Source organism: Sulfitobacter brevis (genome assembly GCF_900112755.1).
Taxonomy (GTDB): Bacteria; Pseudomonadota; Alphaproteobacteria; order Rhodobacterales; family Rhodobacteraceae; genus Sulfitobacter; species Sulfitobacter brevis.
Genome location: NZ_FOMW01000001.1, coordinates 401,174 through 425,250 on the forward strand (window position 1 = coordinate 401,174; position 24,077 = coordinate 425,250).

28 protein-coding genes and 1 tRNA gene are annotated in these 24,077 nt (G+C 57.5%); 21 read left to right on the forward strand and 8 right to left on the reverse strand.

The features are described from left to right. Positions 1-454 precede the first annotated feature (454 nt). The 10 genes from BM174_RS02000 (at position 455) to BM174_RS02045 (ending at position 5,784) form a co-directional block, all read left to right on the forward strand. On the forward strand, positions 455-1,633 hold the full coding sequence (locus BM174_RS02000) for a tyrosine-type recombinase/integrase (RefSeq protein WP_093922136.1): 1,179 nt from the start codon (positions 455-457) through the stop codon (positions 1,631-1,633). A gap of 35 nt (positions 1,634-1,668) precedes the next feature. Next, positions 1,669-2,316, forward strand: a complete 648-nt coding sequence (locus BM174_RS02005) for a hypothetical protein (RefSeq protein ID WP_093922137.1) — start codon at positions 1,669-1,671, stop codon at positions 2,314-2,316. Between the two features lie 168 nt (positions 2,317-2,484). Next, positions 2,485-2,625, forward strand: a complete 141-nt coding sequence (locus BM174_RS02010; protein ID WP_218152911.1) for a helix-turn-helix domain-containing protein — start codon at positions 2,485-2,487, stop codon at positions 2,623-2,625. Between the two features lie 112 nt (positions 2,626-2,737). Next, complete coding sequence (locus BM174_RS02015) at positions 2,738-3,076, forward strand: hypothetical protein (protein WP_093922139.1); 339 nt, start codon at positions 2,738-2,740, stop codon at positions 3,074-3,076. Positions 3,077-3,179: 103 nt separating this feature from the next. Further along, positions 3,180-4,010, forward strand: a complete 831-nt coding sequence (locus BM174_RS02020; protein WP_093922140.1) for a hypothetical protein — start codon at positions 3,180-3,182, stop codon at positions 4,008-4,010. Beyond that, positions 4,007-4,444 (forward strand): DUF5681 domain-containing protein, encoded by a 438-nt coding sequence (locus BM174_RS02025; RefSeq protein WP_093922141.1) that lies wholly within the window; start codon positions 4,007-4,009, stop codon positions 4,442-4,444. Before BM174_RS02020 ends, BM174_RS02025 begins: the two co-directional genes overlap by 4 nt. Next, positions 4,441-4,716, forward strand: coding sequence for a hypothetical protein (locus BM174_RS02030; protein WP_093922142.1), 276 nt, complete (start codon positions 4,441-4,443; stop codon positions 4,714-4,716). Before BM174_RS02025 ends, BM174_RS02030 begins: the two co-directional genes overlap by 4 nt. A gap of 2 nt (positions 4,717-4,718) precedes the next feature. After that, positions 4,719-5,006: a hypothetical protein gene (locus BM174_RS02035; protein WP_093922143.1), complete on the forward strand. Its 288-nt coding sequence runs from the start codon at positions 4,719-4,721 to the stop codon at positions 5,004-5,006. Then, the gene (locus tag BM174_RS02040; protein WP_093922144.1) at positions 5,003-5,209 is read left to right on the forward strand and encodes a hypothetical protein; all 207 of its coding nucleotides are present in this window, start codon (positions 5,003-5,005) and stop codon (positions 5,207-5,209) included. Before BM174_RS02035 ends, BM174_RS02040 begins: the two co-directional genes overlap by 4 nt. 362 nt (positions 5,210-5,571) lie before the next feature. Beyond that, entirely contained in the window at positions 5,572-5,784 is a 213-nt protein-coding gene (locus tag BM174_RS02045) for a hypothetical protein (protein WP_093922145.1), read from the forward strand. 654 nt (positions 5,785-6,438) lie between these two features. On the opposite strand, the gene BM174_RS02050 is transcribed toward BM174_RS02045, so the two are convergent. The 4 genes from BM174_RS02050 to BM174_RS02065 all read right to left on the reverse strand — a co-directional run bounded on the left by BM174_RS02050 (position 6,439) and on the right by BM174_RS02065 (position 10,205). Next, positions 6,439-6,515, reverse strand: a tRNA-Arg gene (locus BM174_RS02050). Between the two features lie 99 nt (positions 6,516-6,614). Then, on the reverse strand, positions 6,615-8,000 hold the full coding sequence (locus BM174_RS02055; RefSeq protein WP_093922146.1) for a sensor histidine kinase: 1,386 nt from the start codon (positions 7,998-8,000) through the stop codon (positions 6,615-6,617). Positions 8,001-8,055: 55 nt separating this feature from the next. Beyond that, the gene (locus tag BM174_RS02060) at positions 8,056-9,474 is read right to left on the reverse strand and encodes a dihydrolipoyl dehydrogenase family protein (protein ID WP_093922147.1); all 1,419 of its coding nucleotides are present in this window, start codon (positions 9,472-9,474) and stop codon (positions 8,056-8,058) included. Next, positions 9,471-10,205 carry a TVP38/TMEM64 family protein gene (locus BM174_RS02065; protein WP_093922148.1) on the reverse strand — a complete coding sequence of 245 codons (735 nt, stop codon included), beginning with the start codon at positions 10,203-10,205 and terminating at the stop codon, positions 9,471-9,473. The genes BM174_RS02060 and BM174_RS02065 overlap by 4 nt, the downstream gene beginning before the upstream one ends. A gap of 329 nt (positions 10,206-10,534) precedes the next feature. On the opposite strand from BM174_RS02065, the gene rpmH reads away from it, so the two are divergent. The 11 genes from rpmH to BM174_RS02120 all read left to right on the forward strand — a co-directional run bounded on the left by rpmH (position 10,535) and on the right by BM174_RS02120 (position 19,325). Next, positions 10,535-10,669: a 50S ribosomal protein L34 gene (rpmH, locus tag BM174_RS02070; RefSeq protein ID WP_025063397.1), complete on the forward strand. Its 135-nt coding sequence runs from the start codon at positions 10,535-10,537 to the stop codon at positions 10,667-10,669. A 25-nt stretch (positions 10,670-10,694) separates the two neighbouring features. Continuing rightward, entirely contained in the window at positions 10,695-11,111 is a 417-nt protein-coding gene (gene rnpA / locus BM174_RS02075; RefSeq protein ID WP_093922149.1) for a ribonuclease P protein component, read from the forward strand. Next, positions 11,108-11,329 (forward strand): membrane protein insertion efficiency factor YidD, encoded by a 222-nt coding sequence (gene yidD, locus BM174_RS02080; RefSeq protein ID WP_093922150.1) that lies wholly within the window; start codon positions 11,108-11,110, stop codon positions 11,327-11,329. The genes rnpA and yidD overlap by 4 nt, the downstream gene beginning before the upstream one ends. A gap of 65 nt (positions 11,330-11,394) precedes the next feature. Continuing rightward, positions 11,395-12,231, forward strand: a complete 837-nt coding sequence (gene ttcA / locus BM174_RS02085; protein ID WP_093922151.1) for a tRNA 2-thiocytidine(32) synthetase TtcA — start codon at positions 11,395-11,397, stop codon at positions 12,229-12,231. 110 nt (positions 12,232-12,341) lie between these two features. Continuing rightward, complete coding sequence (locus tag BM174_RS02090; RefSeq protein WP_093922152.1) at positions 12,342-13,883, forward strand: putative bifunctional diguanylate cyclase/phosphodiesterase; 1,542 nt, start codon at positions 12,342-12,344, stop codon at positions 13,881-13,883. A 179-nt stretch (positions 13,884-14,062) separates the two neighbouring features. After that, entirely contained in the window at positions 14,063-15,880 is a 1,818-nt protein-coding gene (gene yidC, locus BM174_RS02095; RefSeq protein WP_093922153.1) for a membrane protein insertase YidC, read from the forward strand. Continuing rightward, entirely contained in the window at positions 15,880-16,620 is a 741-nt protein-coding gene (locus BM174_RS02100) for an MOSC domain-containing protein (protein ID WP_177209394.1), read from the forward strand. Before yidC ends, BM174_RS02100 begins: the two co-directional genes overlap by 1 nt. A 2-nt stretch (positions 16,621-16,622) precedes the next feature. Next, positions 16,623-17,273, forward strand: a complete 651-nt coding sequence (gene yihA / locus BM174_RS02105; protein WP_093922155.1) for a ribosome biogenesis GTP-binding protein YihA/YsxC — start codon at positions 16,623-16,625, stop codon at positions 17,271-17,273. Between the two features lie 41 nt (positions 17,274-17,314). After that, positions 17,315-18,178 carry an acetylglutamate kinase gene (gene argB / locus BM174_RS02110; protein WP_093922156.1) on the forward strand — a complete coding sequence of 288 codons (864 nt, stop codon included), beginning with the start codon at positions 17,315-17,317 and terminating at the stop codon, positions 18,176-18,178. After that, positions 18,175-18,834 carry a ferredoxin gene (locus BM174_RS02115; protein ID WP_093922157.1) on the forward strand — a complete coding sequence of 220 codons (660 nt, stop codon included), beginning with the start codon at positions 18,175-18,177 and terminating at the stop codon, positions 18,832-18,834. Before argB ends, BM174_RS02115 begins: the two co-directional genes overlap by 4 nt. Next, the gene (locus BM174_RS02120; protein ID WP_177209388.1) at positions 18,831-19,325 is read left to right on the forward strand and encodes a SixA phosphatase family protein; all 495 of its coding nucleotides are present in this window, start codon (positions 18,831-18,833) and stop codon (positions 19,323-19,325) included. Before BM174_RS02115 ends, BM174_RS02120 begins: the two co-directional genes overlap by 4 nt. Before the next feature lie 47 nt (positions 19,326-19,372). On the opposite strand, the gene BM174_RS02125 is transcribed toward BM174_RS02120, so the two are convergent. From BM174_RS02125 to BM174_RS02140, 4 genes are all read right to left on the reverse strand, one after another. Next, positions 19,373-20,140: an amino acid ABC transporter ATP-binding protein gene (locus tag BM174_RS02125; RefSeq protein WP_093922158.1), complete on the reverse strand. Its 768-nt coding sequence runs from the start codon at positions 20,138-20,140 to the stop codon at positions 19,373-19,375. A 14-nt stretch (positions 20,141-20,154) separates the two neighbouring features. Further along, a complete protein-coding gene (locus BM174_RS02130; protein WP_093922159.1) occupies positions 20,155-21,453 on the reverse strand; it encodes an amino acid ABC transporter permease in 1,299 nt (432 codons plus the stop codon). Between the two features lie 3 nt (positions 21,454-21,456). Next, a complete protein-coding gene (locus BM174_RS02135; RefSeq protein ID WP_093922259.1) occupies positions 21,457-22,671 on the reverse strand; it encodes an amino acid ABC transporter permease in 1,215 nt (404 codons plus the stop codon). Positions 22,672-22,824: 153 nt separating this feature from the next. Then, a complete protein-coding gene (locus tag BM174_RS02140; RefSeq protein WP_093922160.1) occupies positions 22,825-23,841 on the reverse strand; it encodes an amino acid ABC transporter substrate-binding protein in 1,017 nt (338 codons plus the stop codon). Positions 23,842-24,077: the final 236 nt, after the last annotated feature.

The following is a 24,077-nucleotide window of genomic DNA, read 5'->3' on the forward strand; positions in this document are numbered from 1 at the left end:
GAAATACAGCTTCGTGACAGGCCTTGTCTGGCGTCAGATTGCGGTGAATATTTGACGTTTTATTGAAATTGTCCCTATTGGGCTGCCTTGAATGACAGCGCATTTTAAGGATCGGGTGCTCTCATGATCTCGCAGAGAGCCGGGTGACGATCCAAGGCAGGGTTAATCTAGTGGCTGGGAGATTTCGTTCCGAAAGTGCCCGCCGATACGCGCGGTCAAAAACTTTCGATCAGCAATGGATCGCTGCAAATCCATACAATCATGCCGCCAAGCATCTAAAATTTATGACTTTGAGATGGTGGCGGACCGAGGAACCGCCGAACCCCTGTTCCCATTAACTCCTTTACATTCCCTAACATTCTTTGTTGCCAGCGGCTTAAAGGATAACTCTTGCTCTGACGTTCCGAGAGATCCTATGATATAGCCAGACATTCAAGGTAGGAATAATGGTAGTATGGCAAAAGCAGGCCTTACTGTAGCGAAGGTAGCCAAGCTGACCGAGCCGGGGCGCTATGCAGACGGCAATTGCTTGTACTTGGTCCTACCTAAAACAGGCGGCAAATATTATATCTGCCGCGTCACGATTCATGGCAAGCAATGCGATATAGGCTTAGGCGGTGCGGCTTACACCAGTTTGGCCGAAGCGCGGGAGCAGGCTACGCAGATCCGTAAGGTAGCGCGTGCTGGTGGCGACCCCCGGCAAGAGCGCAAGAAAGAACGGCTGACCTTTGCGCAGGCAGCAGAACGCGTTCACGCCAGTCTTGAGCCAACGTGGCGCAACGCCAAACATGCGGCAGGCTGGCTTTCTACGGTAAAGACATACGCTGACCCGCAGTTCGGTGATCGCCCTATAGAAACGGTCAACACTGCGGATTGCCTAAGAGCGCTTGCTCCTATTTGGACGACTAAGCACGAAACAGCCAAACGGCTCCGGCAACGGCTGGCGACAGTGTTCGACTGGGCGAAGGGCGCGGGGCACTATCCGCACGAGAACCCGATCAACGGACTAAGTAAAGCTCTGCCCAATTACAAACCGCGCGTTCAGCATCACCCTGCCCTACCATGGCTTGAGGTGCCAGCGCTCATGGCAGACTTGGCTAAGCGTGAAGGCATATCAGCCCGCACGCTTGAATTCTTGATCCTAACGGCCACGCGATCAGGGGAAGCTCGAGGTGCTCGCTACTGCGAGATAGATGGCCGCGCTTGGACAGTGCCTGCAGAACGTATGAAACGGGGAATCGAACATCGGGTGCCGTTGTCAGCACAAGCACTTGCCGTCTTGGACCGCGTGAGCGGCTTAGGTGATGATCTGGTATTCCCAAGCCCGAATGGTGGAAAACAACAACTCGAACAAAGTGATGCGTCAATCCGCGCCCTGCTTAACCGAATGAAGCGCACAGGCTTTACCGTGCACGGCTTCCGCAGCGCATTTCGAGATTGGGCAAGCGAAAGCGCTCATGCGGATCGGGAAGTGGCCGAGGCGGCGCTTAGCCATGCCACTGGAACTGACACCGAAAGGGCTTATGCGCGATCAGATTTGCTTGAGCGGCGCAGAGCATTGATGGAGCAATGGGGAAGGTTCTGTTGTGGTGAGATGTCTGACGTAGTGAGGGTTTCGCGTTGGGCACGATGACGGAAAAGCGTGAATGCTGGGGATGTCCCGATGGGATGAACGTTGATGAATACCCAAATTCTGAGGAGTGGTGCGACAGAAGGTGGCGCTGGGAATTTCTTAGGCGCTCACAGAAGGTGAGGGGCGCTTTTTCTCTTGCACTGGTAAAACAATACCAAAGCGAGGAACGTCGAATACCAATCGACTACATGACTGCTGTCGAAAACCTAGAGATTGTCCTTCCACTCTCTCCACAAATGGCTGCACACATTGGTTACGCAGCCCTACCTAATCCAGCGAATCCAGCCTCCTTCAATTTTCTTGATCAAAATGCCCGTAGCTTCCATGAAGCGAGGCGAATAGAGCTATGGGACCTTGAGTTAGTTGCGGCTGGAAAAGCTAGTGCATTAGACGTTTTTAGTGTGGTTCAGGTGCCTGTTATTTTCGACCCCAACGCACCTATAGCTCCTCAACTAGAAGGGCTTGCCGAGTATCTGTTGAGCTTTCGGCACCATTCAGTTCGCGACGACCTTCAGAAGCAACGCGGCGACCTCTGGTTTTCCTATCTGCGGATATTGGACGCGCGTGAAGCAGGATATACCTATGCCCAGTGTGCCGAGCACCTCTGTGGCAGCACGGCGGCGACCGATCAGACAGCAAGGGATCGAGTGAGGGCGGCAAAACGCCTCCAAGACCGTATGTGATCTAAGCGCCCATTTCCTTTCACATTATCCTGCGCACCGCACCTTGGGGCAAGATTGGGACATTCCAAGAAAGGAGTGATTCAAATGCCAAACAACCAGAATACTGAGGGAAAAAGTTGGCCCCCACATATGCGGTCTTCGCAGGCATCAGCATACTCGGGTGTTAGCGTGTCTCACCTTGCCAAGCTGCGTATGGAGATCAATCGTGGCAAAGGCCCCGCCTATTCGAAGGTGGCAGGCTGTATAGTCTACCGTAAGGCCGACCTCGACAAGTGGCTGGCTGACAATCTCGTTGGCGCAGCCGCCTAATGCAAACCCCCGCGCAATCCAGTGGATCGAGCAGGGGTGCTAACTATTCAGAAGTCTTGGCGGACAACTGGAAAGTTAGCGTGCTCGGTCCCAAAATTCAAGGACTGAAAATATGAGCTTCCAAACAAATATCCTGAAACCAGTCGAGACACCGCGTTGGATTATGTCCGTCCGCGACCTTACTGACGACCGAACACCTGCGAAATACGAGGTCACTAACGCAGATGGCAGCACATCGGTTGTCACTCTCAAAGACCGCAAGCGCCAAGTCGTCGATGCTATGCTGATCGGCCCGGTATTCTGCGCATCGACAGTGCGTTTGGGTGACGCGGTGTTTCGCCTCAAAGAAGATAACAACCTCCACGCCGCGACCAAGACGACAGCGGAAGGGCGCAAATTCTACACGCTGAGCGGCCAAGGTGTGCGCCGGATCGACGGAGGTGTGGTTTGATTATGGCTCTCAAAATCCAGATTGCCCGCCTGCAACGCCTCTATGGCCTGACCGCAACCCAAGCCCGCCTTGTCGCTGGCCTGCACTATGGGGAGGGCGTGTAGTGGCCAAGACCTTCGCCCAAATTGAAACTACGCTGCCGCACTCTCGAAAGCTGCGGCAGCTGAACCACGGAGAAAGGTGGGCGTATCTTTGCGCCCACCTCACCCCTCTCGGCGGGTATATTGGTTTGTTTCGGTATCCCAAGGCCATCTGGGCCGATGATGCTGACCTCGCGGTCGCGGAGCTTGATACCGCAATCCAGAAGATGACCGAAACTGGTCTTCTGTCTTTTGATGAAGATGAAGACTTTGTGCGGATTCACAGTTGGTTCCTCAAAAAGAACGCGCCGGAAAACGCCAGCCGCATGGCCTCACTTGCGGCGGATTATTCGGACCTCGACGCACCAGACGAGTTGATTATGGAATCTGCTGCCGAATTCACAGTCGGCGCAATCAAGCGAGCACAACGGTGGAAGCCAGACAGCGTTGAGTGGGGGAAGCTGCGGGACGTGTTCAAACCGTTTCTGGCAGCGATGCGTCACAACTACGAAGACGACTTTCACGAGGCCCTTGTTGCCCAACTCATCGGGCAAAACCGCGCAGTTAAGGTCGAACTTTGCGCCCTTATGCCCTCCCTGCAGCACCACTTGGAGGCACCCTGCCCCCACCCTGCCGACACCGTGGGGCCACACTACACTGAGACGAGACGACACTTAAACGAGACTAAAACGAGAAAAGACGAAAACTACACGGATCAAATTTCTAGCGAAAACGTCCAACCCTTTACGGCACTGAATTCGGCAGAGGTCGGAAGTGCTGAGAAAGGGCGAAAGGCCCAAGGACCACGCTCAGAAACCATCGAAGCAGCAAGACGCATAGGAGCAATTCCATGAGCGACCGTAACAACGGCCAGAAAACGGATGAGCGCAATCCAGACGGAACGTTTGCGCCCGGCAACCCCGGCAGGCCGCGAGGCGCTCGCCACAAGGTCACACAGGCCATTGAGGCTATGCTGGGGGGGCAGCAGGAGGCTTTGACGCAGGCGGCGATAGACAAGGCGCTAGAAGGCGATGTCACCGCTCTGCGTCTGTGCCTCGACCGCATCGCCCCTGCTCGGAAGGATGCGCCGGTATCGTTTGACTTGCCCGCCATCGAAACGGCAGAGGACGCCGCCAACGCCGCGCGGGCCATCCTCAGAGCAATTGCTGCCGGTGATGTAACACCACTCGAAGCAGCGACCGTCATGGCTGTTGTCGAACAATTCCGCCGCACCTTGGAAACCACAGAAATTGAACGCCGGATCACGGCATTGGAGGCAAGCAAATGAGCAGCACGAAAAATAGGCTTCGCGAGCTGGAACGCGGCAATCAGCGATTAGAGGTACACCTTACTTCGATGGCTTTTGACACGGGCGATGCGGCCAACCAGTCCACACGCACAGCAGCCTTTCACTGCGACGGGTCCGAGTACCAGATCACCCGCGATCAGGGCGAAGATGCAGGCGTCTTCACACGTCGCGCGGAAGCCGAGGGCATGGCGCTGGCGCAAGCAGATCACCCGAAAGCGATAATCTTAGCGCCCGGTTCGGAGGATTTGTGAGCATGACACAGGAAGGCAGAGTGCAGCGGCTTGAGGCCATCGGTGGAGCGACAAAGGAGACGATCCTTGCCGTTGTGCCAGAGCATTGGGACGATGACGAGGTTCAGGCAGGGATTACCCATCTTAGGAAAACGTTCGTCCTGCCCTGCACATGGAGCATGAGCATGACCCGCGATCAGAATCTCACGGAAGCACGGCTGCTTTTCGCAGGCGATTTGCCTGCCCTGTTCAAGCGCGTTGCAAGACGCAGCGGCAGGATCGGCATCCCATCGCAGGAGGGCCAAGCATGAACCACTCATCACGACTTCAGAATCTCGAAATCAAGAAGCCGAAGGCAACGACCGTCGATGCCAAGCTGAAACTTGAGCAACATCTTCAGAAAATCTCTGACCGACTGCCACCCCTTACAACCGCAGAGCAACAGGCATCGCAGGACTGGCTTGTAAATGAGTGGCCGGATCATCTGGAAAGGATGCGCAACAATGCAACTTAGGCACGGCAAAAGAAGTCACAAACCCGCGCGGTGCCGTTGGTGTGCCGAGTGCGGCTGCTTATTGAAGCAGAGTGAGGCTGCAAGAGGTGCAACCTTGTGCGGGCAACCACACTTAATCAGACGCGGCGAGAAACGCCGGAATGTTCAAGCACCAACAGGTTCAATCAACTCGCATTGCCAGCGTCCCAAGCGATGAATTTTGTAGCGCAGATTGAAAGCGAAAAGCCTTGCAACCGGAAAGGGAACCGTTGTTGACTGTAACGGCGGAGGGATTGTTGATGAAACGCCTAATATCAATAGCGCTATTTTTGCTCGCAGGATGCGACGCGCCCCAACCGCAGCCGCTCAGGCCGAGCCCCGCGATGCAGCAGATCCTTGCCGCGTGCCAAAATGGCGACCTGAAAGCCTGCGAGTTCGCAGAAAGCACGCGCCAAGCCGAATTGCAGCGCCGCGCGTCGATCCCGCCGCCTGTGTTCCGCCCGTCGTACAATAACCCCGCAGATTTTCAGACGAAGCCCGCACAGCAAACGATATGCCGCAACAGTTTCGGGCAGATTGTTTGCACGACCTACTGACGGAAAATGGCGGCGTCAGAGCGGCGCATCGGGGTATGGCCGCACACACCCCGATAAATTCCGGAGCGGTAAGGCCACGGTATGGCAACTCTAGCGGTATAGGCGACCACACCTCTAGCCGCGCGGGGCCACCCCAAGGCTTCCCAGAGGTCAGAGAGCGATGCGCCCCCGAATTTATGGCCACCGTAAAAGTATACGGCGCTGCGCAGGAGCGGGGCAAAGTCCGCGTTAATGGTGAACGCAGCTTTGAAACAAGAGTGCTGTATTTGCGCCCGCCGCTCGTGGGCCAAGCTGTTGGGTTTTCCGCACCTTCCAACGAGGGTAGCGCAGTGACCAAGAATGATTGATAACGGAGGGACGTAACCGCTGGTTACAGCTAGTAGGTTCCCGCAAAGGCCCAAGGGCAACATCTTGGTAAACTGATTTTTACCATCTTCTCATATCTTGTCCGTATGGAAGAAAAGAGCTTCGCCAATTCAGTCAGGATCGAGCACCGTTCGAAGGGCCGGGCACAATCTGCGCGTTACCATGATCTGCGTCTTTGCCATGTTCCGGGATACGTCGAGAATAATTTTCGAAAGCGGTAGGATTATTGGTAGTAAATCAAGAAAACTCTAATATTTCCTTGCTAATCAACGACATACGAGGGGGAAGTGGCGGACCGAGGAGGATTCGAACCCCCGACCCCCTGATTCGTAGTCAGGTACTCTATCCAGCTGAGCTATCGGTCCGTTGTTGGGCGGTTTAGTTTGGGTGGCGGGGCAATGCAAGCCCTCGTTTGGCAAAATCCGCGTGCAATGGCAGAAAGTTTTAAAGCAATCCCGCAGTGGTCAAATTGTGCCATCGCCTTTGGGCAATGTCAGATCGAACTGCGTCCCCGTCGCCCCTGTATGAACCAGCTCGAGCGTACCGCCATGGCCGCGCACCAGCTCATCGGCGATAGCCAACCCGAGCCCCGATCCGCCCTTGCGCGCGCCGCCCTGAAACGGCGTGAACAGGTGCTCTATCGCTTTAGGAGGCAGTCCAGGGCCGGTGTCGGTGACGCAGATGCGCCATGCGGTGGATGTCTCATCGGCGCGGATGCTGATTTCGCCGGGTTTGCCCGAGACCGCGATGGCTTGCCGCGCGTTGCGGACCAGATTGGCCAGCACGCGGTGCAAATGCTCGGGGTCGGCGCGCACTTTCAGGGATGCAGCCACATCAGCGGCAAAGCTGATGTCCTGATCGGGCACTGCCAGCCGCTCGCTGTCGACCACTTCTTCGACCAAAGCCGCCAGATCGACCAGTGTCAGGGTTGGCCCCGGCTCCTCGGCGCGGCCAAAGGCCAGCGTTGATTCGCACAAGTGTACAGCGCGGGTGATGGACGCGACCAGCTTAGGGGCCATCCGTTTCACTGCCGGATCTTCAGAAGTTTCGATCCGGTCGGTGAACAGCTGTGCCGTTGTGAGGATGTTGCGCAGGTCGTGGCTGATCTTGCTCACAGCCGAACCAAGCTGCGCGAGCCGCTCTTTTTGCTTAAGCGCTTGGGTCAGATCGGTTTGAAGCGAGCGCAGCGCCTCTTCGGCCTCACGCAATTCAGTAATCCGCGCGTCCGGCACAATGATGCGACGCGCGTCCTCAGGAGCGGCGGCATAGCGCAACATATGCCCCACCACGCCTTTGATCGGCTTCAGCAGCAGGGCCCGCATCGACAAAAACAGCAAGAACGCGGTGATCACCGAAATCACCGCCGAAAGCACCAAAATGCGGATCCCGTAGTCGAGCATCGCGGTGCGCAGCGGCGCGGTCTCCATCGTGACCTCGATCAGCAGCCCGGCGTCGCGCACCGGTGCGCCGATCACCCGCACGATGTCATTGCGACTGCTAAACAGCCGCAGCATCGCATCGCGGATCAACACGGCGGCGGTTGGGTCACGCAAATCGTAAGTTGCGGTGATTGCCTGCGGCATGGGAGAGGACAGCATCAACTGGCGCACCTCGTCGCGGCGCAGCACAACGTTGAACACGCCCGCATTTCGCAGCAGTTCCTCTTCCAGCTCTGGGTCCAGCATGTCGTCGGCCAACAGCGCAAGCGAGGCGATCTGCGCCCGTTCCAGCCGCGTCAGCATATAATCCTCGCGAAACCGCGCGATGGACGGCACAAAGATCAACACTTCGGCCAGCATCACAAAGATGGTGGTCAGGACCAATAATCTGCCGGAGAGCGAGTTGAGCATGCCTGTGCCTAGCGAACCCTTGCGCAATGCGCGGGCAACGGTGTGGCCCGCTGTTTCATGGCACGAACCGCTGCACAAGCCCGACCACGCGTTTGACCAAGGGGCTGTCGAACAAGCGCGGGCTGAAATAGGCGCCAGCCGCCCGTTTGTTGATTTCACCAATTGTCGGATAGGGAGCTACCATCGCAGCAATCTGGCTCATCTTCATATTGTTTGCCAGCGCCAAAGCCCACAGATTGATCAACTCGCCTGCTTGATACCCGACGATTGACACCCCGACAGGCCGCCCTTTGATGACCATTACCTTGATCAGCCCTGTGGTCTTGCGTTCGGCGATAGCGCGGTCGTTATGGTTACAGTGGAACCGCACAACCTCAAGCTTATCGCCATGAGCCGCGCGGGCCTGTGCTTCGGTTTGCCCCACTTGAGACAGCTCGGGGCTTGTATACGTGGCCCACGGGATGTGGCTGGTTTTGGCTTTTGACGGCAGGCCAAACAACATTGACCGGATGATCACCCCGGCATGGTAACCTGCCACATGGGTGAATTGCAGCCCACCCGCCACATCGCCAATGGCATAGACACGGCGGTTGGTGGTGCGCAGGCTGTCATCAACCTTGACGCCTTGCCTTGTTGGCTCGACCCCCGCCTTTTCGAGGTCGAGCTTATCGGTGTTGGCCTTGCGCCCGACCGCGACCAGCAGGTGACTGCCTTTGAAGATGCGGCCATCTTCGGCCACCACTTCGATGGCGCCCTTTTGGCCGCGAATTTCTCGGGCTTTGGCGCCTTCTTCGATCACCACGCCCTCGTCGCGCAGCGTCTGGAGCACAATCTCGGCCAACTCCGGATCATCCTTGCCCAGCGCCTTATCACCTTCGATCACCGTCACTTTACAGCCCAGCCGAAGATGCGCCTGCGCCATTTCCATGCCAATTGGCCCGCCACCGATGATCAACAAATGATCCGGCTTTTCGCGCAGATCAAACAGGGTTTCATTGGTGAGATAAGGCACCCCGTCCAGCCCTTTGATCGGCGGCACGAAGGGGGATGATCCGGTGGCGATCACGATACGCCGCGCGGTGATCACCGTATCACCGGCCTGCACTTCACTGTCAGAGATAAAGCGCCCGAATTCGCGGATCACATTAACGCCGAATCCTTCAAACCGCTCTTGGCTGTCAACTGGCGCGATCTGGGCGATCACCCCCGCCACATGGGCCATCGCAGCAGCGTAATCCGCCTCACCCCCCGCGTTGGCGACCCCGAATTGCGCGGCATGCTGCTGATCATACGCCGCCTTCCCACTAGCAATCAGCGCCTTGGAAGGAACGCAGCCGTAGTTCAGGCAGTCCCCGCCCATTTTGTGGCCCTCAAGCAAGACCACATCGGCGCCCATTTGCGACGCCCCGGCAGCAAGGCTCAAACCGGCCGACCCCGCGCCGATGATCAAGATGTCTGTTTTCAAGCGGTTCATTTCAACAAATCCTTTTTGCCGGTAAATTTCTTGAGCGCGACAGGTAAAAGCGACAAGGCGCTCAGACCCAATATCGGCAATAGGATGTGCGGCTCGAACAAGATGCCCAGATCGGGCGTTCCGCCGGTCGCAAAGACCTCACCTAGCCCCGCACCGACAGAGGTAAACACCAATCCCCCCGGAATGATGCCCAGAAAGGTCGTTATAACAAATCGATAAAGCGGCACCCCAAGAAATGCGGGGATCAGGTTGGCCATAAAAAACGGCACCGCGGGTGCGAGCCTGAGGAAGAACAGCATCGACCACTGATTCTCGTCGATACCCTGTTTGATCTTGGCGATCATACCGTCAGAGGTATCCATGCGTTCTCTGAGCTTGTCGCCCAGTCCCCATCGCGCCGCCTGAAAGATCACAGTCGCGCCCAACGTCGCGGCAAGAACGTTAAACAGCACCCCCGGAAACAGGCCGAACAAAAACCCGCCTGTCAGGGTCGAAATCGTCGCCCCCGGCAGCGAGAAGGCCACGATGATCATATAAGCAGCCATAAAACCAAAAGCTGTCAGAACATAGTTGCTATCGCGAAACGCCAACAAGGCCTCGCGATTCTCGCGCAGCGCATCAAAGCTCAGGTAATCGCGCAGGGTAAATGCGCCGATAGCCGCAATAATGCCGATCCCGATTAAAGGTAGGTAGCGCAGATATGCCGGTCGGGAGGATGGGTTTTCGCGCATTATCATTGCTCTCTACTTCATATGCCAACGCCAGCTTTAGCGCGGTATCTCAAAGGTAAGTCCTGTCAGATACATGACCTTTGCATCCGCGCGGCAACAGCCCTATCACGGGTGCTTGATGCACAGTGTAGCATTCGGCGCATTTCCGGTGCTGCATCGGCGGTTTTGAAACAATTGCACCTTTGCTAAGACGATTTTGTTGCAAGCCATGCATTTTTCCGCCCCCAAGGGTTTGACTTGCGCCTCGCACGTCAGTAGAGAGCGGGCTTGAATTAACGCTGACTGGACCGATTCCAATCAGCAGGCTGATATTTTGTGGAGACGGAGCGATGAAACGCACCTTTCAACCATCCAACCTTGTGCGCAAGCGGCGCCACGGATTTCGCGCTCGTATGGCTACTAAAGCCGGTCGCAAGATCATCAACGCCCGCCGTGCGCAGGGCCGGAAAGAGCTGAGCGCGTAATACGCGCCTTCAGCCAATGACTAACATGACACCGCCGGAAGCACCCGAGGATGGCATCAACGCCATTTCAAGGGACACGCTTCCGGCGGTTTCTTCACGTTTGGCGACGCTGACCAAGCGGGCTGATTTTACACGCGCTTCGCGGGCGGCCCATACAGCCACGCCCGGCTTTGTGCTGCAAATGCGCCAACGCGCCGCGGGCGAAGCAGACGGCATTCGCATCGGTTACACCTGCTCCAAAAAAGTCGGCAATGCTGTCGCGCGCAACCGCGCCAAGCGCCGCCTGCGCGAGATTGCACGCCAGAATTTGCCAGAGCATGGCATTGTGGGCATGGATTACGTGCTCATCGGGCGGCGCGGCGCCACCGCCACCCTGCCCTTCACCCAGCTTCAATCTGACCTGATCAAGGCCTTGGCAACGCTTCACAAGCGGCGCGCGTGACCCCGCTAGCGCTAATCTTCAGCCTGCCGGTACGCCTCTACCGGATGCTGTTCAGCCCATGGGTTGGATTCAACTGCCGCTATCACCCAACCTGCAGCGCCTATGCGCTTGAGGCTCTCAAAAAGCACGGCGGCCTCAAAGGCGGTTATCTCGCATTGCGCAGAATCGGCCGTTGTCATCCGTGGGGCGGTGACGGCATCGACAACGTCCCCGATTGAGCATGTCCAGCACAGCCCGCGCCTTACCGCTTGATTGCCCAAACCCCATCCACTAAGCCAAACCCATGCTCGACGAACCCACAGATATTCACGCGCTATTCAACGGTGCGCCGCAAACAACGGAGTTTAAAAAGCTCCGCAAACGTATCGTGCGCCATACCCGCGAGGCGATTGAGAAATACGGCATGGTCGAGCCCGGGACCAAGTGGCTGGTCTGTCTGTCTGGCGGCAAAGACAGCTATACCCTGCTGGCGGTCCTACATGAGCTGCAATGGCGGGGCTTGCTGCCGGTTGAGTTGCTCGCCTGCAATCTGGATCAGGGCCAGCCCGGCTTTCCTGCGACGGTGCTGCCTGATTTTCTGGAGAAAATGGGCGTCGCCCACCGGATTGAATACCGCGACACTTATTCAATCGTGATGGATAAAATTCCTGCCGGCCGGACATTCTGCGCGCTCTGCAGCCGGCTGCGGCGTGGCCATCTGTACCGCATTGCGCGCGAAGAAGGCTGTTCAGCCGTCGTTTTAGGCCATCACCGCGACGATATTCTTGAGACATTCTTCATGAATTTGTTTCACGGTGGGCGTCTGGCGACAATGCCCCCGAAATTGCTCAATGAAGAGGGTGATTTGTTCGTGTACCGCCCCCTCGCCCATGTGGCCGAGGTTGATTGCGAGAAATTTTCCCGCTCGATGCAATATCCGATCATCCCTTGCGATCTTTGTGGCTCGCAAGATGGGCTCCAGCGTCAACAGGTCAAAGCGATTCTGGATGGCTGGGAAAAGAACAGTCCTGGACGGCGGCAGATCATGTTTAGGGCGCTTATGAATACGCGTCCGTCGCACCTGCTGGACCCTGAATTATTCGATTTCGCAGGGCTAACTCGTACTTTAGGCGTATTTTAGCTAAACTCCTGCTAAACTTCCTATCCAAATTAACCTCTACCTCACCGTCTGGCCGCTAGCGTGTCTGCATACCCCGTGTCCATTGTGATGCGAGCAAATGGAGTGACGTATTGGCCTATTCCCCCTCGCAAACACTAGGACGCGTCCAGCGGAGATTGGCCTTGATCCTGTCGGGCCCTCCCGCCTTAGCGTTCATTCCGGCGATAACGCTGGCCGCATTCTGGTTCGGCGGGGAACTGGCGCTGCTCTCCGTCGCTGTTGCAGTGCCACTGGTATATCTGCTGAGCGGCGGCATTACTGTGGGTGCGCAAGCGCCTCGGGCGGAAGTAAAAGGCATCTTTCAGCGCAGTGCTTTCGAAGAACTGGCCGATCAGGTCTATCTGCGCACCCGTGAGCAAGGCTTGCAGTCGGCAGCCTTTTTCATCGCAATCGAAGAGTTGGATCAGCTTGTCGACCGTCATGGCCAATCTACCGCGGATACCGTCGTGCGCCGCACTGCCGAGCGGCTGGTTGAGGCCCTGCGCGGCGACGACACTGTCGGCCAAATTTCCGAATCGCGCTTTGCGATATGCCTTTCTCCGGTGCGCCAGCTCGATCTCGAGCTCTGCATTCAGACCGCTGCCCGCCTTCAAGCCGCAATTAAAGAGCCTATCTCGGTCGGTGGGATATCGATTTATATCTCAGCCTCCATAGGATTTTGCCAGCATGCACGCACGCCCGGCGGGTCAGGAGCAGAATGGCTCTTGGCCGCGAACGCTGCCATGCGCGAGGCGATCCGCCGCGGCCCTTCCGCCATCCGAGCATTCTCCGACGAAATGCGTCGCGATGCCCGCAGCAGTGCAATCTTGCGCGAAGATCTCGCGGCGGCGCTGGACTCCGGGCAAATCCAGCCATGGTTCCAGCCGCAAATTTCCACTGACACAGGCCAGATCACCGGTTTTGAAGCATTAGCACGTTGGCAGCACCCCGTTCGCGGCATGATCGCGCCGGACGAATTCCTGCCCGCTATCGAAGAAGCCGGTTTGCTGGAGCGCTTGGCCGAAGTGATGATGTATCACGGTTTTGCCGCTCTCAAGGCTTGGGACAGTGCGGGCGTTGAGGTGCCTCAAGTCGGCGTAAACTTCGCTGGTACCGAGTTGAGTAATCCCAATTTGCTGGAAAAGATCGAATGGGAGCTTGACCGTTTTGACCTGACGCCCGACCGGCTGGCCGTCGAGGTGCTTGAAACGGTCGTGACAGGTGCGCCGGATGATATGGTCACACGCAATATCAACGCTTTGGGGGCATTGGGGTGCCGGATCGATCTGGATGATTTTGGCACTGGCAATGCCTCGATTGCAGCAATTCGGCGCTTTTCGGTCTCCCGCATCAAGATCGACAAAAGCTTTGTGATGAAAGCTGACCGCGATCCAGAACAACAAAGGATGATCAGCGCAATCCTGACAATGGCCGAAAGGCTTGAGGTGGAAACCCTCGCGGAAGGGGTCGAGTCTGTTGGAGAGCATGTCTTGCTCGCGCAACTCGGCTGCCAGCACGTCCAGGGCTTTGGCATTGCCCGCCCGATGCCGTTTGAACAAACCCTCGACTGGATCGTCCGCCACAATGAAAAACTTCAGGCCGTACCGCGGATTATGGATGGAAAGCCTACCTAAAGAGATGCGCTTGGCACCGTGCTATCCGCGATCCAGAACGCAACGCATTGGCTCCGAGAGCGCCATTAAGCCTATACGTCAAGGGGTCTGCTCGTAAAATGGCCCGATTCCCCTTGACCTTTGGTGCCGCACTCTGTTGAACCCACGCTGATATAACGCGACATCAGGTGGCTGCTTCTATGGACGATCAGAACAAGAATCTTATCCTTGCAACCGCACTCAGCTTTGTGGTGATTTTGGGCTGGTTTCTGCTGTTTCCACCTCCTGCACAGGATCTGGTAGCCACCGATCAGGTAGAAACTGCCGCCGGAGGAACAGTCACCGTCCCTACCACGCAGGATGCTGCGGCACCCGCCACCACGCTCGACGCGCCGCTGACAAGCGCCGAAACGCTGGCTGCCGCACCGCGCGTACAAATCTCGACCGAGCGCCTTTCAGGCTCGATTTCTTTGCTTGGCGGTCGCATCGACGATCTCAAACTGAACGACTATCGCACAACGCTTGATGACGATGCCCCGATCGTGACCATGCTGACCCCCCAAGGCACCGAAGACGCGTATTATGCATTGCAAGGGTGGGCCGCTGGCTCGGGGCTTGATCCGGCAGCGGTTCCCGGCCCGGATACACCATGGACCTTGGCTCAAGGTGAGACTTTGGGTGTGGACAGCCCGATTTCCCTGACATGGGACAACGGCGCGGGCCAAACCTTTGGCCGGACCATTTCCGTCGACAACAACTACATGTTCACTCTGACCCAAAGCGTCACCAACAACGGCGATTCCGCTGTTTCCATGGCGCCCTACGGGATGATCGTGCACCACACACTGCCTGATGACCTGAAGAAATTTTTCATTCTGCACGAAGGTGCGGTCCGCATGGCTGACGGCGAACTGGCCGAAACCGATTGGGATGATATCACCGATGCCGAGATCGACCCAAAATGGGGTCGACAGGCCATTGTTACCAACGATATCAACGAAGGCTGGGTCGGCTTCACCGATCATTTCTGGCAGGCGATCCTGATCCCCGAAACGGGGCAAACCTTTGACGAAGCGTTGACCTATGACGCCCGCGCCGAGACCTACCGCGCCGTTACCCGCCTGCCCACGCAGAGCGTTGCTCCCGGTGCGACTGCCACCGCGACAACCCAGCTTTTCGCGGGCGCGAAAGAATGGGAAATCCTCAAAGCCTACGAAGAAGCCGGCGTGCCAAAGTTGATCGACAGCATCGACTGGGGCTGGTTCTTCTTCCTGACCAAACCGATCTTTTGGGTATTGCACCATCTCAACCAGCTGATCGGCAACATGGGTGTTGCGATCATCTGTCTGACGCTGTTGATCAAGGCCCTGCTGTTCCCGCTGGCCTATAAATCCTACGTGTCGATGGCGCGTATGAAAGAGCTTCAGCCCGAGATGGAAAAGCTCAAGAAAGACGCTGGCGACGACCGTCAGAAAATGCAGCAAGGCATGATGGAGCTCTATAAGAAGAACAAGGTGAACCCAGCCGCGGGCTGTCTGCCGATCTTGATGCAGATCCCGATCTTCTTCTCGCTGTACAAGGTGATCTTTGTCACGATCGAGCTGCGTCACGCGCCCTTCTTCGGCCCGTTCCAAGACCTTAGCGCGCCCGATCCGACCTCGATCTTCAACATCTGGGGCCTGCTGCCCTATGCGTCCCCCGAACCGGGTAGCATCATGGCGCTGGTCTTTATCGGCATCCTGCCGCTGCTCTTGGGTATCTCCATGTGGCTGCAGCAGAAGCTCAATCCAGCGCCCACAGACCCGACCCAGCAGATGATCTTTGCGTGGATGCCGTGGGTATTCATGTTCATGCTTGGCAGCTTTGCCAGCGGCCTGGTGGTTTACTGGATCGCGAACAACACGATTACATTCACGCAGCAATATCTGATCATGCGCAGTCAGGGTTACAAGCCCGACCTGCTTGGCAACATCAGGGGCAGCTTTTCGCGCAAGCCAAAGGCGGATGTGAAAAAGTGATGCAGGTCAGCGCGCTCTACCGGCATCCGCTGAAGAGCCACGGGCGTGAGGCGCTGGATGCTGTCACTTTGACCCAAGGGCAAGCGATGCCTTTCGACCGGTTGTGGGCTGTTGCGCATGATCGATCCAAAGCGGATGGCTCGGAGTGGGTGCCGTGCGTCAACTTCAGCATCGGCTCCAAAGCCCCTGCGCTGATGGCGATTAACGCGGTGATGGACGAAGAAACCGGGCTTTTGACCCTGCGCCATCCTGCCCGGCCCGACCTGACGATTAACCCGGACACGGACAGTGACGCATTGATCGATTGGGTGCGCCCCTTGGTGCCAGACAACCGCGCCCTGCCCGCACGGATCCTGCGGCTTGAGCACCGCGGCTTCACCGATACCGAATACCCCTCGGTCAGCTTGTGTAATATGGCGACCCACAAAGCTGTGGCTGCGGAGGCTGGCAAACCCCTGTCGCCGCTGCGTTGGCGCGGCAATATCTGGTTTGACGGTGCCGAAGCCTGGGAAGAGAACGGGTGGCTGGGCCGTGATGTGGCTCTGGGTAAGGCCAAACTGCGTGTGATCGAGCCGATCGAGCGTTGCCTTGCCACTGCCGCCAATCCTGAAATTGGCCAGCGCGACGTTGACACACTCGCCGTGCTAAACAGAATGAAGAATCAACAAAACTTCGGCATTTATGCCCAAGTGATCCAAACCGGGGAAGTTGCCCTCGGCGACAGCCTGAGGTTGCTTTGACTATGGAAATGAAATTTACCGTCGCGCCAGAACCGGACGCCTTCACCGAAGAACGCGGTCGTCTGCTTTTCGCAGGCGAAACCGAGTTCGTGAAGGGTGTCGTGGCAATGGACGGGTTGCCGCCTGCCGACCGGCTGGAGGTCTGCTTTGCGGGCCGCTCGAACGTCGGCAAATCGACCCTGATCAATGCGCTCACCGGCACCAAAGCGCTGGCGCGCGCCTCTAACACCCCGGGCCGGACGCAAGAGATTAACTTCTTCACCGCCGGTGACGATCATTACCTCGTCGATCTGCCGGGCTATGGTTATGCCAATGCGCCCCTCGCGGTGGTCGAGAAATGGCAGCGGTTGCTCAAGCAATACCTCTCGGGTCGTCAGACCTTGCGCCGCGCTTTCGTCTTGGTCGATGCCCGCCATGGCATCAAAAAGGTCGATGACGAGATCATGTCGCTGCTCGACAGTTCAGCGGTGGCCTTTCAAGTCGTGCTGACCAAGGCCGATAAGGTGAAAGAGGTAGAGCGCGAGAAGGTGATCGACCAGGTTCGCGGTGCCTTGGCCAAGCATCCGGCGGCCTACCCGGAAATCGTCGTGACCTCGTCTGAAAAGGGCTGGGGCATTCCGACTTTGCGTGCCATCATCGTATCGCTGGATTAGTCGGTAGTCGCCACCTATGCTGGTGTTTCAGGGATCAAGATATGAGAAAACAAGACATGAATCGCGACTGGATCGCTACCGCCCGAACACTTAGCCAAGCCTTGCCGTATTTCCAGCGCTTCGTGGATGCGACGGTGGTGATCAAGCTCGGTGGCCATGCCATGGGCAGCGACGAGGCGATGGATGAATTCGCCCGTGATGTCGCGCTGATGCGGCAGGTCGGGGTCAATCCCGTCATCGTCCACGGTGGCGGGCCGATGATCAACAAAATGCTGGGTCGGCTCAACATCGAATCCAAGTTCGTGAACGGCAAGCGGGTCACTGACGAGGCGACAATGGAAGTCGTTGAGATGGTGCTCTCCGGGATCGTGAACTCCGACATCGTGCAGGCTATCTCGGAGCAAGGCGGGCGGGCAGTCGGCGTGTCGGGCAAGGACAGCGGCTTGATCATTTGCGATCAGGAGGACCCCGAATTGGGTCTGGTGGGCCGTCCAACCGAAGTGAACCCGAAACTGCTCCGTGATCTGGCGGAGAAGGGCATCATTCCCGTCATCGCGCCTCTGGGTATGGGCCGTAACGGTGAGACCTTTAACCTCAATGGCGATACCGCTGCAGGCGCGATTGCAGCCGCTTTGAAAGCAGACCGGCTTTTGTTGCTGACGGATGTTGCTGGCGTAAAGAACGCACAAGGCGAAGTTTTGACCGAGCTTACAGCCGCACAAATCCGCGAAATGGTTGCCGATGGCACCATATCGGGCGGCATGATTCCGAAAACTCAAACCGCCGTCGACGCCGTCGAAGGTGGTGTGCGGGCTGCGGTGATTCTGGATGGCCGTGCCCCCAATGCCTGTTTGCTTGAGCTGTTTACCGAGCACGGCGCGGGCAGCATCATTCGCAAAGGATGACCTTCGAGGATGCGCAGGTCGCCGCGACGGCGGTGCATCTGCGCATCCTTGGCGGCTTTCACCCAACGCCAGAAGATCGCGCTCCGCACGACTGCAAGACCCTGCTCTTGCTAGGCCCAGATGAGCCCGCTTTTTGGCCGCAATTCTGCACCAGCCCCGAATACCTTGATGGCGCCGCTGATCCGATGGATCGCTGGTCAGTTCGGGTGGTGGGGGCTTTGGCGGCTGACTTAGATGCCGCCGCACTCTATCCGTTTGGCGGCCCACCCTTTGCACCTTTCTATAGCTGGGCGCTAAGAACCGGCCGGATGCATGCCGCACCGATCAATTTCTTGGTGCATGATCGCGCGGGGCTATTCGTGTCTTTCCGCGGCGCACTGGCGTTTCAGCAACGCCTCAGCCTGCCATCAGCGCCCGCCACCCCCTGCACCACCTGTATGGGCCAGCCCTGCGCCACAGCCTGCCCTGTGGGCGCATTGCGACCTGAGGGCTATGACGTGGTCGCCTGTAAGCAGTACCTCGACACGCCAAGCGGGCAGGACTGCATGCAATTGGGGTGTCGGGCACGGCGGGCCTGTCCGGTGTCACAGAAATTTGGCAGACTTGCCGCACAGTCAGAATTTCACATGCGACAATTTAAAGGACCCCCAGGTTGAAGCGTCTTATTCTCATGCGACACGCGAAATCCGACTGGTCGGCAGGCGCGTCTTCCGACCATGACCGTCCGCTAAATGCGCGGGGGCAGCGCGGCGCCACGGCTCTCGGCGTAGCATTGCGCGAAAAAGCCATCATGCCGGATCAGATATTGTCCTCGACGGCCCTGCGCACTCGCGAAACCTGTGAGTTTCTGGGCCTCGACGGATCGCCAGAGGTGTCATTCCAGCGCGGGCTTTATCTGGCCACGCAAGACGAGATTTTCGGGGCGCTGCAACGGGCCATAGGCGATGTGGTTCTGATGCTCGGCCATAATCCCGGCATTGCAATCGCGGCGAGCCAGTTCGTGGACTGCGTGCCCGATCACCCTCGGTTCGACGACTACCCCAGCGGCGCTACGCTGGTTGTGGATTTCGACATCGGGGAGTGGGAAGCTGTGGGGTGGCAAAGCGGCAAGGTTGCCGACTTCTTCACACCGCATGATTTCACCTAAGATCGCCGCGGGGGGAAGGCACCGCCCTCCCCCCGCGGCACATTGTATCAGTGGCCGAGAATCTGGCTGAGGAACAGCTGGGTCCGAGGCGACTGCGGGTGGTTAAAGAAGGCTTCAGGCTCGTTTTGTTCGACGATCTGGCCCTCATCCATAAAGATCACGCGGTTGGCAACCTGACGGGCGAACCCCATCTCGTGCGTGACGCAGATCATCGTCATGCCCTCTTCGGCAAGTTCGATCATGGTGTCGAGAACCTCTTTGATCATCTCCGGATCGAGCGCCGATGTTGGTTCATCGAACAACATGATGCGCGGACGCATGCACAGGCTGCGCGCGATCGCCACACGCTGCTGCTGACCACCCGAAAGCTGTCCCGGATACTTCAGCGCCTGATCCGGAATTTTCACCTTCTCAAGGAAATGCATCGCGATTTCTTCGGCTTCTTTCTTGGGTGTCTTGCGGACCCAGATCGGCGCAAGCGTACAGTTTTCAAGGATCGTCAGGTGCGGGAAGAGGTTAAAGTGCTGAAAGCACATGCCGACTTCCGACCGGATCTTGTCGATGTTCTTGAGGTCGGAGGACAGCACGGTCCCGTCCACCTCGATCCGGCCCTTCTGATGCTCTTCGAGCGCGTTGATACAGCGGATCAGCGTCGACTTACCGGACCCTGACGGGCCACAGATCACGATGCGTTCACCACGGTGCACGGTCAGGTCAATGTCACGCAGCACGTGAAAAGTGCCGTACCATTTATTCATCTTCTGGATGGAAATCGCGACTTCGTCGGATACCTGCATCTGTTTAGCTTCGGCCATATCTCAGCCCTTTCTTAACGATGATCTGTTGCAAGGCGGCGTTCCAGCCACTGCGAATATTGAGAAATGCCGTAGCACACGATGAAGAACATCCCGCCTGCGAACATGAAGAGCTCCCAGTAGACGCCTGCCCAATCGGTGGATGCGAGGATCGGACCCCGGATCATGCCGACGATATCGAACAGCGAAATTACCGAGACCAATGTGGTGTCTTTGAACAGACCCACCGCGATGTTCACGATACCGGGAATGGAGATCTTGAGCGCCTGCGGCAGGATGATCAGACGCATTGATTGCGCATAATCCAGCCCCAGAGAATCTGCGGCCTCGTATTGCCCTTTTGGCAAGGCTGCGAGACCGCCACGGATCACCTCGGCGATATAGGCCGCAGAGAACATGGTGATCATGATCACCACCCGCAGGAACAGGTCGACCCCCGAGCCGGGCGGGAAGAAATACGCCAGCATCACGTTTGCCACGAAAAGCAAAGTGATCAGCGGCACGCCACGGATGAACTCAATAAAGACCACACAGATCATCTTGACCACCGGCAGCGATGATTGCCGCCCCAGCGCCAGCGCGACGCCAATCGGCAGCGACAATGACACACAGGTGACACCCAACATCATGTTGAGCATGAAGCCACCCAAGTTGCGGCTGGCAATCTCCTCCATCATCGGAGCACCGAAGGCGAACTGTTCGATCAACGCGCCGCCGATCCACCAGACCACCGCAGCCGCCGCGATTCCGCTAAAGAACCCCAAGGCGAAGTTGCGCTTAACCAGACGGTCATAGACGGCATAGCCCACGATCACGCCGATCAGCGCGACCAGCGGAATGAAGATTGTGCCGCCCCAGATCAGCCAATAAGCCAAGAAGGGGTAAAGACCTGTAAAGATCAGCAGCTTGCGCGGCAGATCGAAGAACAGCACGGGGGCTGCTGCAACAAACAACAGCACAAAGGCCAATGTCGGGCGCCAGTACAGCTCGCTGGGGTAATTGAACCCGAACAGAAGCTGGTTCCAGCGTTCTGTCAGGACCGAGAAGCAGGCGCCGCTCGTCCCGTCTAGAACCTCGCGGCAGCCGCGCAGGCTGTCGGCTGTCCAGACCCCGTTCAGCATCCAAGGCAATGTCGCGGCAAGGATCAGATAGATCACATAGGCCGCAGCAATGGACAGGATGGCGTTTGGCCATGTCGCAAAAAGGTTCGTGCGGGCCCAAAGCACCGGACCCGACGCCGCCATTGGAGGGGCGGTCGGTGGCAGGGCAGTTTCGCGCACGAAGGCGACAGATTCAGCATGTGTATCAGACATCGCTCAACGCTCCTTCAATTTGGTGGAGTTGTTGTAGATGTTCATCCCGAAGGAGATCGTCAGCGAAATGATCAGATAGAAGATCATCAGGAGCGTTACACATTCAATCGCCCGTCCGGTCTGGTTCAGGGTGATCCCGCCCAGCGTCGCGGTGATGTCGGCGTAGCCCACCAAAATCGCTAGTGAGGAGTTCTTGGTGATGTTCAGATACTGCGAGATCAGCGGCGGGATGATAACCCGCAACGCCTGTGGCAAAACCACAAGGTTCATGATCCGACCGGGACGCAGGCCCAAGGCCGCTGCAGCTTCGGATTGGCCGCGCGATACGGCCTGAATGCCCGCACGGACGTTTTCCGCAATGAAAGCACCGGTATAGATCGACAGGGCAAACCACAGGGCAATCAGCGGCGCGCCGATCTGGATGCCGCCTTGAAAGTTAAAGCCTTTGAGCGCGGGATATTCCAACCCGATTGGTGATCCCATGACAAAGAACACCAAAATCGACGGCAGGAAAAAGATCGCGACCGAGGGCCAGAAGGTTGGCAACAGCCGTCCGGTGTCGAACAAGAGCTTGGTCGCGTAGCGGCGGTAGGCAAACACGCCGATGATCGAGAGGACGAAGGTCGCAACCACCACCATCGAGCCCGGACCCCAGACCGGCGCAGGGATATAAACGCCGCGATTGGTAAAGGCGAAGGCGTCAAGGAACATCGTCGATGTGGGCGTTTCGCCGCGGAACGCGTTTGGCGCAGGCGTGGAAACCGTCATAATCGTATAGATGATCAGGATCCAGATCAGCACCGGAATGTTGCGGAAAATCTCGACGTAGACCGCCATGAGCTTGCGCACGAGCCAGTTATTCGACAGCCGCAGCACACCGGCGATAACGCCGAAGATCGTGGCCGTAATGCAGGCAAGAAATGCGACCAGCAGGGTGTTGATGATCCCGACCCATGCAGCCTGCAGGTTCGAAGAACGGCTGGTATAGGGGATCAACGTCTGGTTAATGTCATAACCCGCCGGAGCCCCTAGAAAACTATATGAGATATTCAGGCCCGCCGCGCGAAGGTTCGCCGCAAGGTTGGACCCGAGAAACCAGAAGGCCGCCACCAGAAGCCCCAATGCAATAACCTGCATGGTGATGGATCGGTACCGCGTATCATACAGCAGCATCGAAAGGCGGAACGACTCCTTGTCAGGGTCGGTGAGTGTTGTCATGAAACTGTTCCCTGTGTCCCTGGCCTTTTTATTATGCGCATCTTTGCGATGCATGGCCGGGTTCATCTATTGTCGTCATGCCCCCCGTTGTCAGGCGGCACCATGGGCGCAAAGGGCGCGGGGATGATCCCCGCGCCCTCTGGCAGTCAGTTCTTAGCGGAACGGTGGTGCGTAGAGCAGGCCGCCGTCTGTCCACTGAGCGTTCAGGCCACGTGCCAGACCGATCGGTGTCTCTTCGCCAATGTTCTTGGCAAAGATTTCGCCGTAGTTGCCTTCGGCCATGATCGCACGTTTGGACCATTCAGCGTCCAGACCGATCATTTTGCCCAAGTCGCCTTCGGTGCCCATCATACGGGCAACTTCTGGGTTGGTGGTGTTGGCTGTCATCTCTTCGATGTTGGCCGACGTGATGCCCAGCTCTTCTGCCGCAACGAGCGCGTTCAGAGTCCAGCGCACGATATCACCCCAGTCGTTGTCGCCGTGGCGCACAAGCGGGCCAAGTGGCTCTTTGGAGATGATTTCGGGCAGCAGGATGTGGTCGCCGGGTGTTTCGAAGGTCGCGCGTGTCGCGGCCAGACCGGAAGCATCCGTGGTGTAGGTGTCGCAGGCACCGGCAAGGTACTGCTGCTGGCCTTCGGCGTTGGTTTCGATTGGAACTGGCTCATAGCTGATGTTGTTGGCACGGAAGAAATCCGCGAGGTTCAGCTCGGTTGTTGTACCGGTCTGGACGCAGACAGTTGCGCCGTCCAGATCTTTGGCCGAGGAAACGCCCAAAGCTTTAGGAACCATAAAGCCCTGACCGTCATAGTAGTTCACGCCGATAAAATCGAACTTGAGGTCGGTGTCGCGGCTGAAGGTCCATGTGGTGTTACGGGCCAGCAGATCGATTTCACCCGAAGCAAGCGCTGTGAAGCGGGTCTTGCCGGTTGTCGGGATGAATTCGACAGCGTTCTTGTCGCTGAGTACGGCGGCGGCAACGGCGCGGCAAACTGCAACGTCAAAGCCTTCCCATTCGCCGTTCGCATTTGGCGCAGCAAAGCCGGCCAAGCCAGTGGTCACACCACAGTTCAGCTTGCCACGTGCTTTGACGTCATCGAGTGTGGCTGCACCGGCAGCACCGGCCGTAAGGCCAGCAACTGTGAGCGCGCCAAAAATTACAGATTTTTTCATTATTACCTCTTCCTGATAGTCCGCCACGTAGTTGGGCGGTTAAACCGGGATCATTCGACACCGGTGGTGATACCTCACAGTGAATAATCGCTGATCAGTGGCCCGCAGTTTGGTCGGATTCCAGTTTGAAGGTCAAGGGTGTGTGGACGATAATAGATTGCTTTTCCGCACGCTACCCTTCGGTAACGCGGCATAGGTGCGAAAACACAGAGTGAAAACGGGCGCGGCTCACAAAC

What these genes read in the sequence shown, in the direction of transcription:
- BM174_RS02000 (WP_093922136.1), top strand. Translation starts at nt 455, where the DNA reads ATGGCAAAAGCAGGCCTTACTGTAGCGAAGGTAGCCAAGCTGACCGAG.
- BM174_RS02005 (WP_093922137.1), top strand. Translation starts at nt 1,669, where the DNA reads ATGAACGTTGATGAATACCCAAATTCTGAGGAGTGGTGCGACAGAAGG.
- BM174_RS02015 (WP_093922139.1), top strand. Translation starts at nt 2,738, where the DNA reads ATGAGCTTCCAAACAAATATCCTGAAACCAGTCGAGACACCGCGTTGG.
- BM174_RS02025 (WP_093922141.1), top strand. Translation starts at nt 4,007, where the DNA reads ATGAGCGACCGTAACAACGGCCAGAAAACGGATGAGCGCAATCCAGAC.
- BM174_RS02030 (WP_093922142.1), top strand. Translation starts at nt 4,441, where the DNA reads ATGAGCAGCACGAAAAATAGGCTTCGCGAGCTGGAACGCGGCAATCAG.
- BM174_RS02035 (WP_093922143.1), top strand. Translation starts at nt 4,719, where the DNA reads ATGACACAGGAAGGCAGAGTGCAGCGGCTTGAGGCCATCGGTGGAGCG.
- BM174_RS02040 (WP_093922144.1), top strand. Translation starts at nt 5,003, where the DNA reads ATGAACCACTCATCACGACTTCAGAATCTCGAAATCAAGAAGCCGAAG.
- BM174_RS02045 (WP_093922145.1), top strand. Translation starts at nt 5,572, where the DNA reads ATGCAGCAGATCCTTGCCGCGTGCCAAAATGGCGACCTGAAAGCCTGC.
- BM174_RS02055 (WP_093922146.1), bottom strand. Translation starts at nt 8,000, where the DNA reads ATGCTCAACTCGCTCTCCGGCAGATTATTGGTCCTGACCACCATCTTT.
- BM174_RS02060 (WP_093922147.1), bottom strand. Translation starts at nt 9,474, where the DNA reads ATGAACCGCTTGAAAACAGACATCTTGATCATCGGCGCGGGGTCGGCC.
- BM174_RS02065 (WP_093922148.1), bottom strand. Translation starts at nt 10,205, where the DNA reads ATGCGCGAAAACCCATCCTCCCGACCGGCATATCTGCGCTACCTACCT.
- rpmH (WP_025063397.1), top strand. Translation starts at nt 10,535, where the DNA reads ATGAAACGCACCTTTCAACCATCCAACCTTGTGCGCAAGCGGCGCCAC.
- rnpA (WP_093922149.1), top strand. Translation starts at nt 10,695, where the DNA reads ATGACACCGCCGGAAGCACCCGAGGATGGCATCAACGCCATTTCAAGG.
- ttcA (WP_093922151.1), top strand. Translation starts at nt 11,395, where the DNA reads ATGCTCGACGAACCCACAGATATTCACGCGCTATTCAACGGTGCGCCG.
- yidC (WP_093922153.1), top strand. Translation starts at nt 14,063, where the DNA reads ATGGACGATCAGAACAAGAATCTTATCCTTGCAACCGCACTCAGCTTT.
- BM174_RS02100 (WP_177209394.1), top strand. Translation starts at nt 15,880, where the DNA reads ATGCAGGTCAGCGCGCTCTACCGGCATCCGCTGAAGAGCCACGGGCGT.
- yihA (WP_093922155.1), top strand. Translation starts at nt 16,623, where the DNA reads ATGGAAATGAAATTTACCGTCGCGCCAGAACCGGACGCCTTCACCGAA.
- argB (WP_093922156.1), top strand. Translation starts at nt 17,315, where the DNA reads ATGAGAAAACAAGACATGAATCGCGACTGGATCGCTACCGCCCGAACA.
- BM174_RS02115 (WP_093922157.1), top strand. Translation starts at nt 18,175, where the DNA reads ATGACCTTCGAGGATGCGCAGGTCGCCGCGACGGCGGTGCATCTGCGC.
- BM174_RS02125 (WP_093922158.1), bottom strand. Translation starts at nt 20,140, where the DNA reads ATGGCCGAAGCTAAACAGATGCAGGTATCCGACGAAGTCGCGATTTCC.
- BM174_RS02130 (WP_093922159.1), bottom strand. Translation starts at nt 21,453, where the DNA reads ATGTCTGATACACATGCTGAATCTGTCGCCTTCGTGCGCGAAACTGCC.
- BM174_RS02135 (WP_093922259.1), bottom strand. Translation starts at nt 22,671, where the DNA reads ATGACAACACTCACCGACCCTGACAAGGAGTCGTTCCGCCTTTCGATG.
- BM174_RS02140 (WP_093922160.1), bottom strand. Translation starts at nt 23,841, where the DNA reads ATGAAAAAATCTGTAATTTTTGGCGCGCTCACAGTTGCTGGCCTTACG.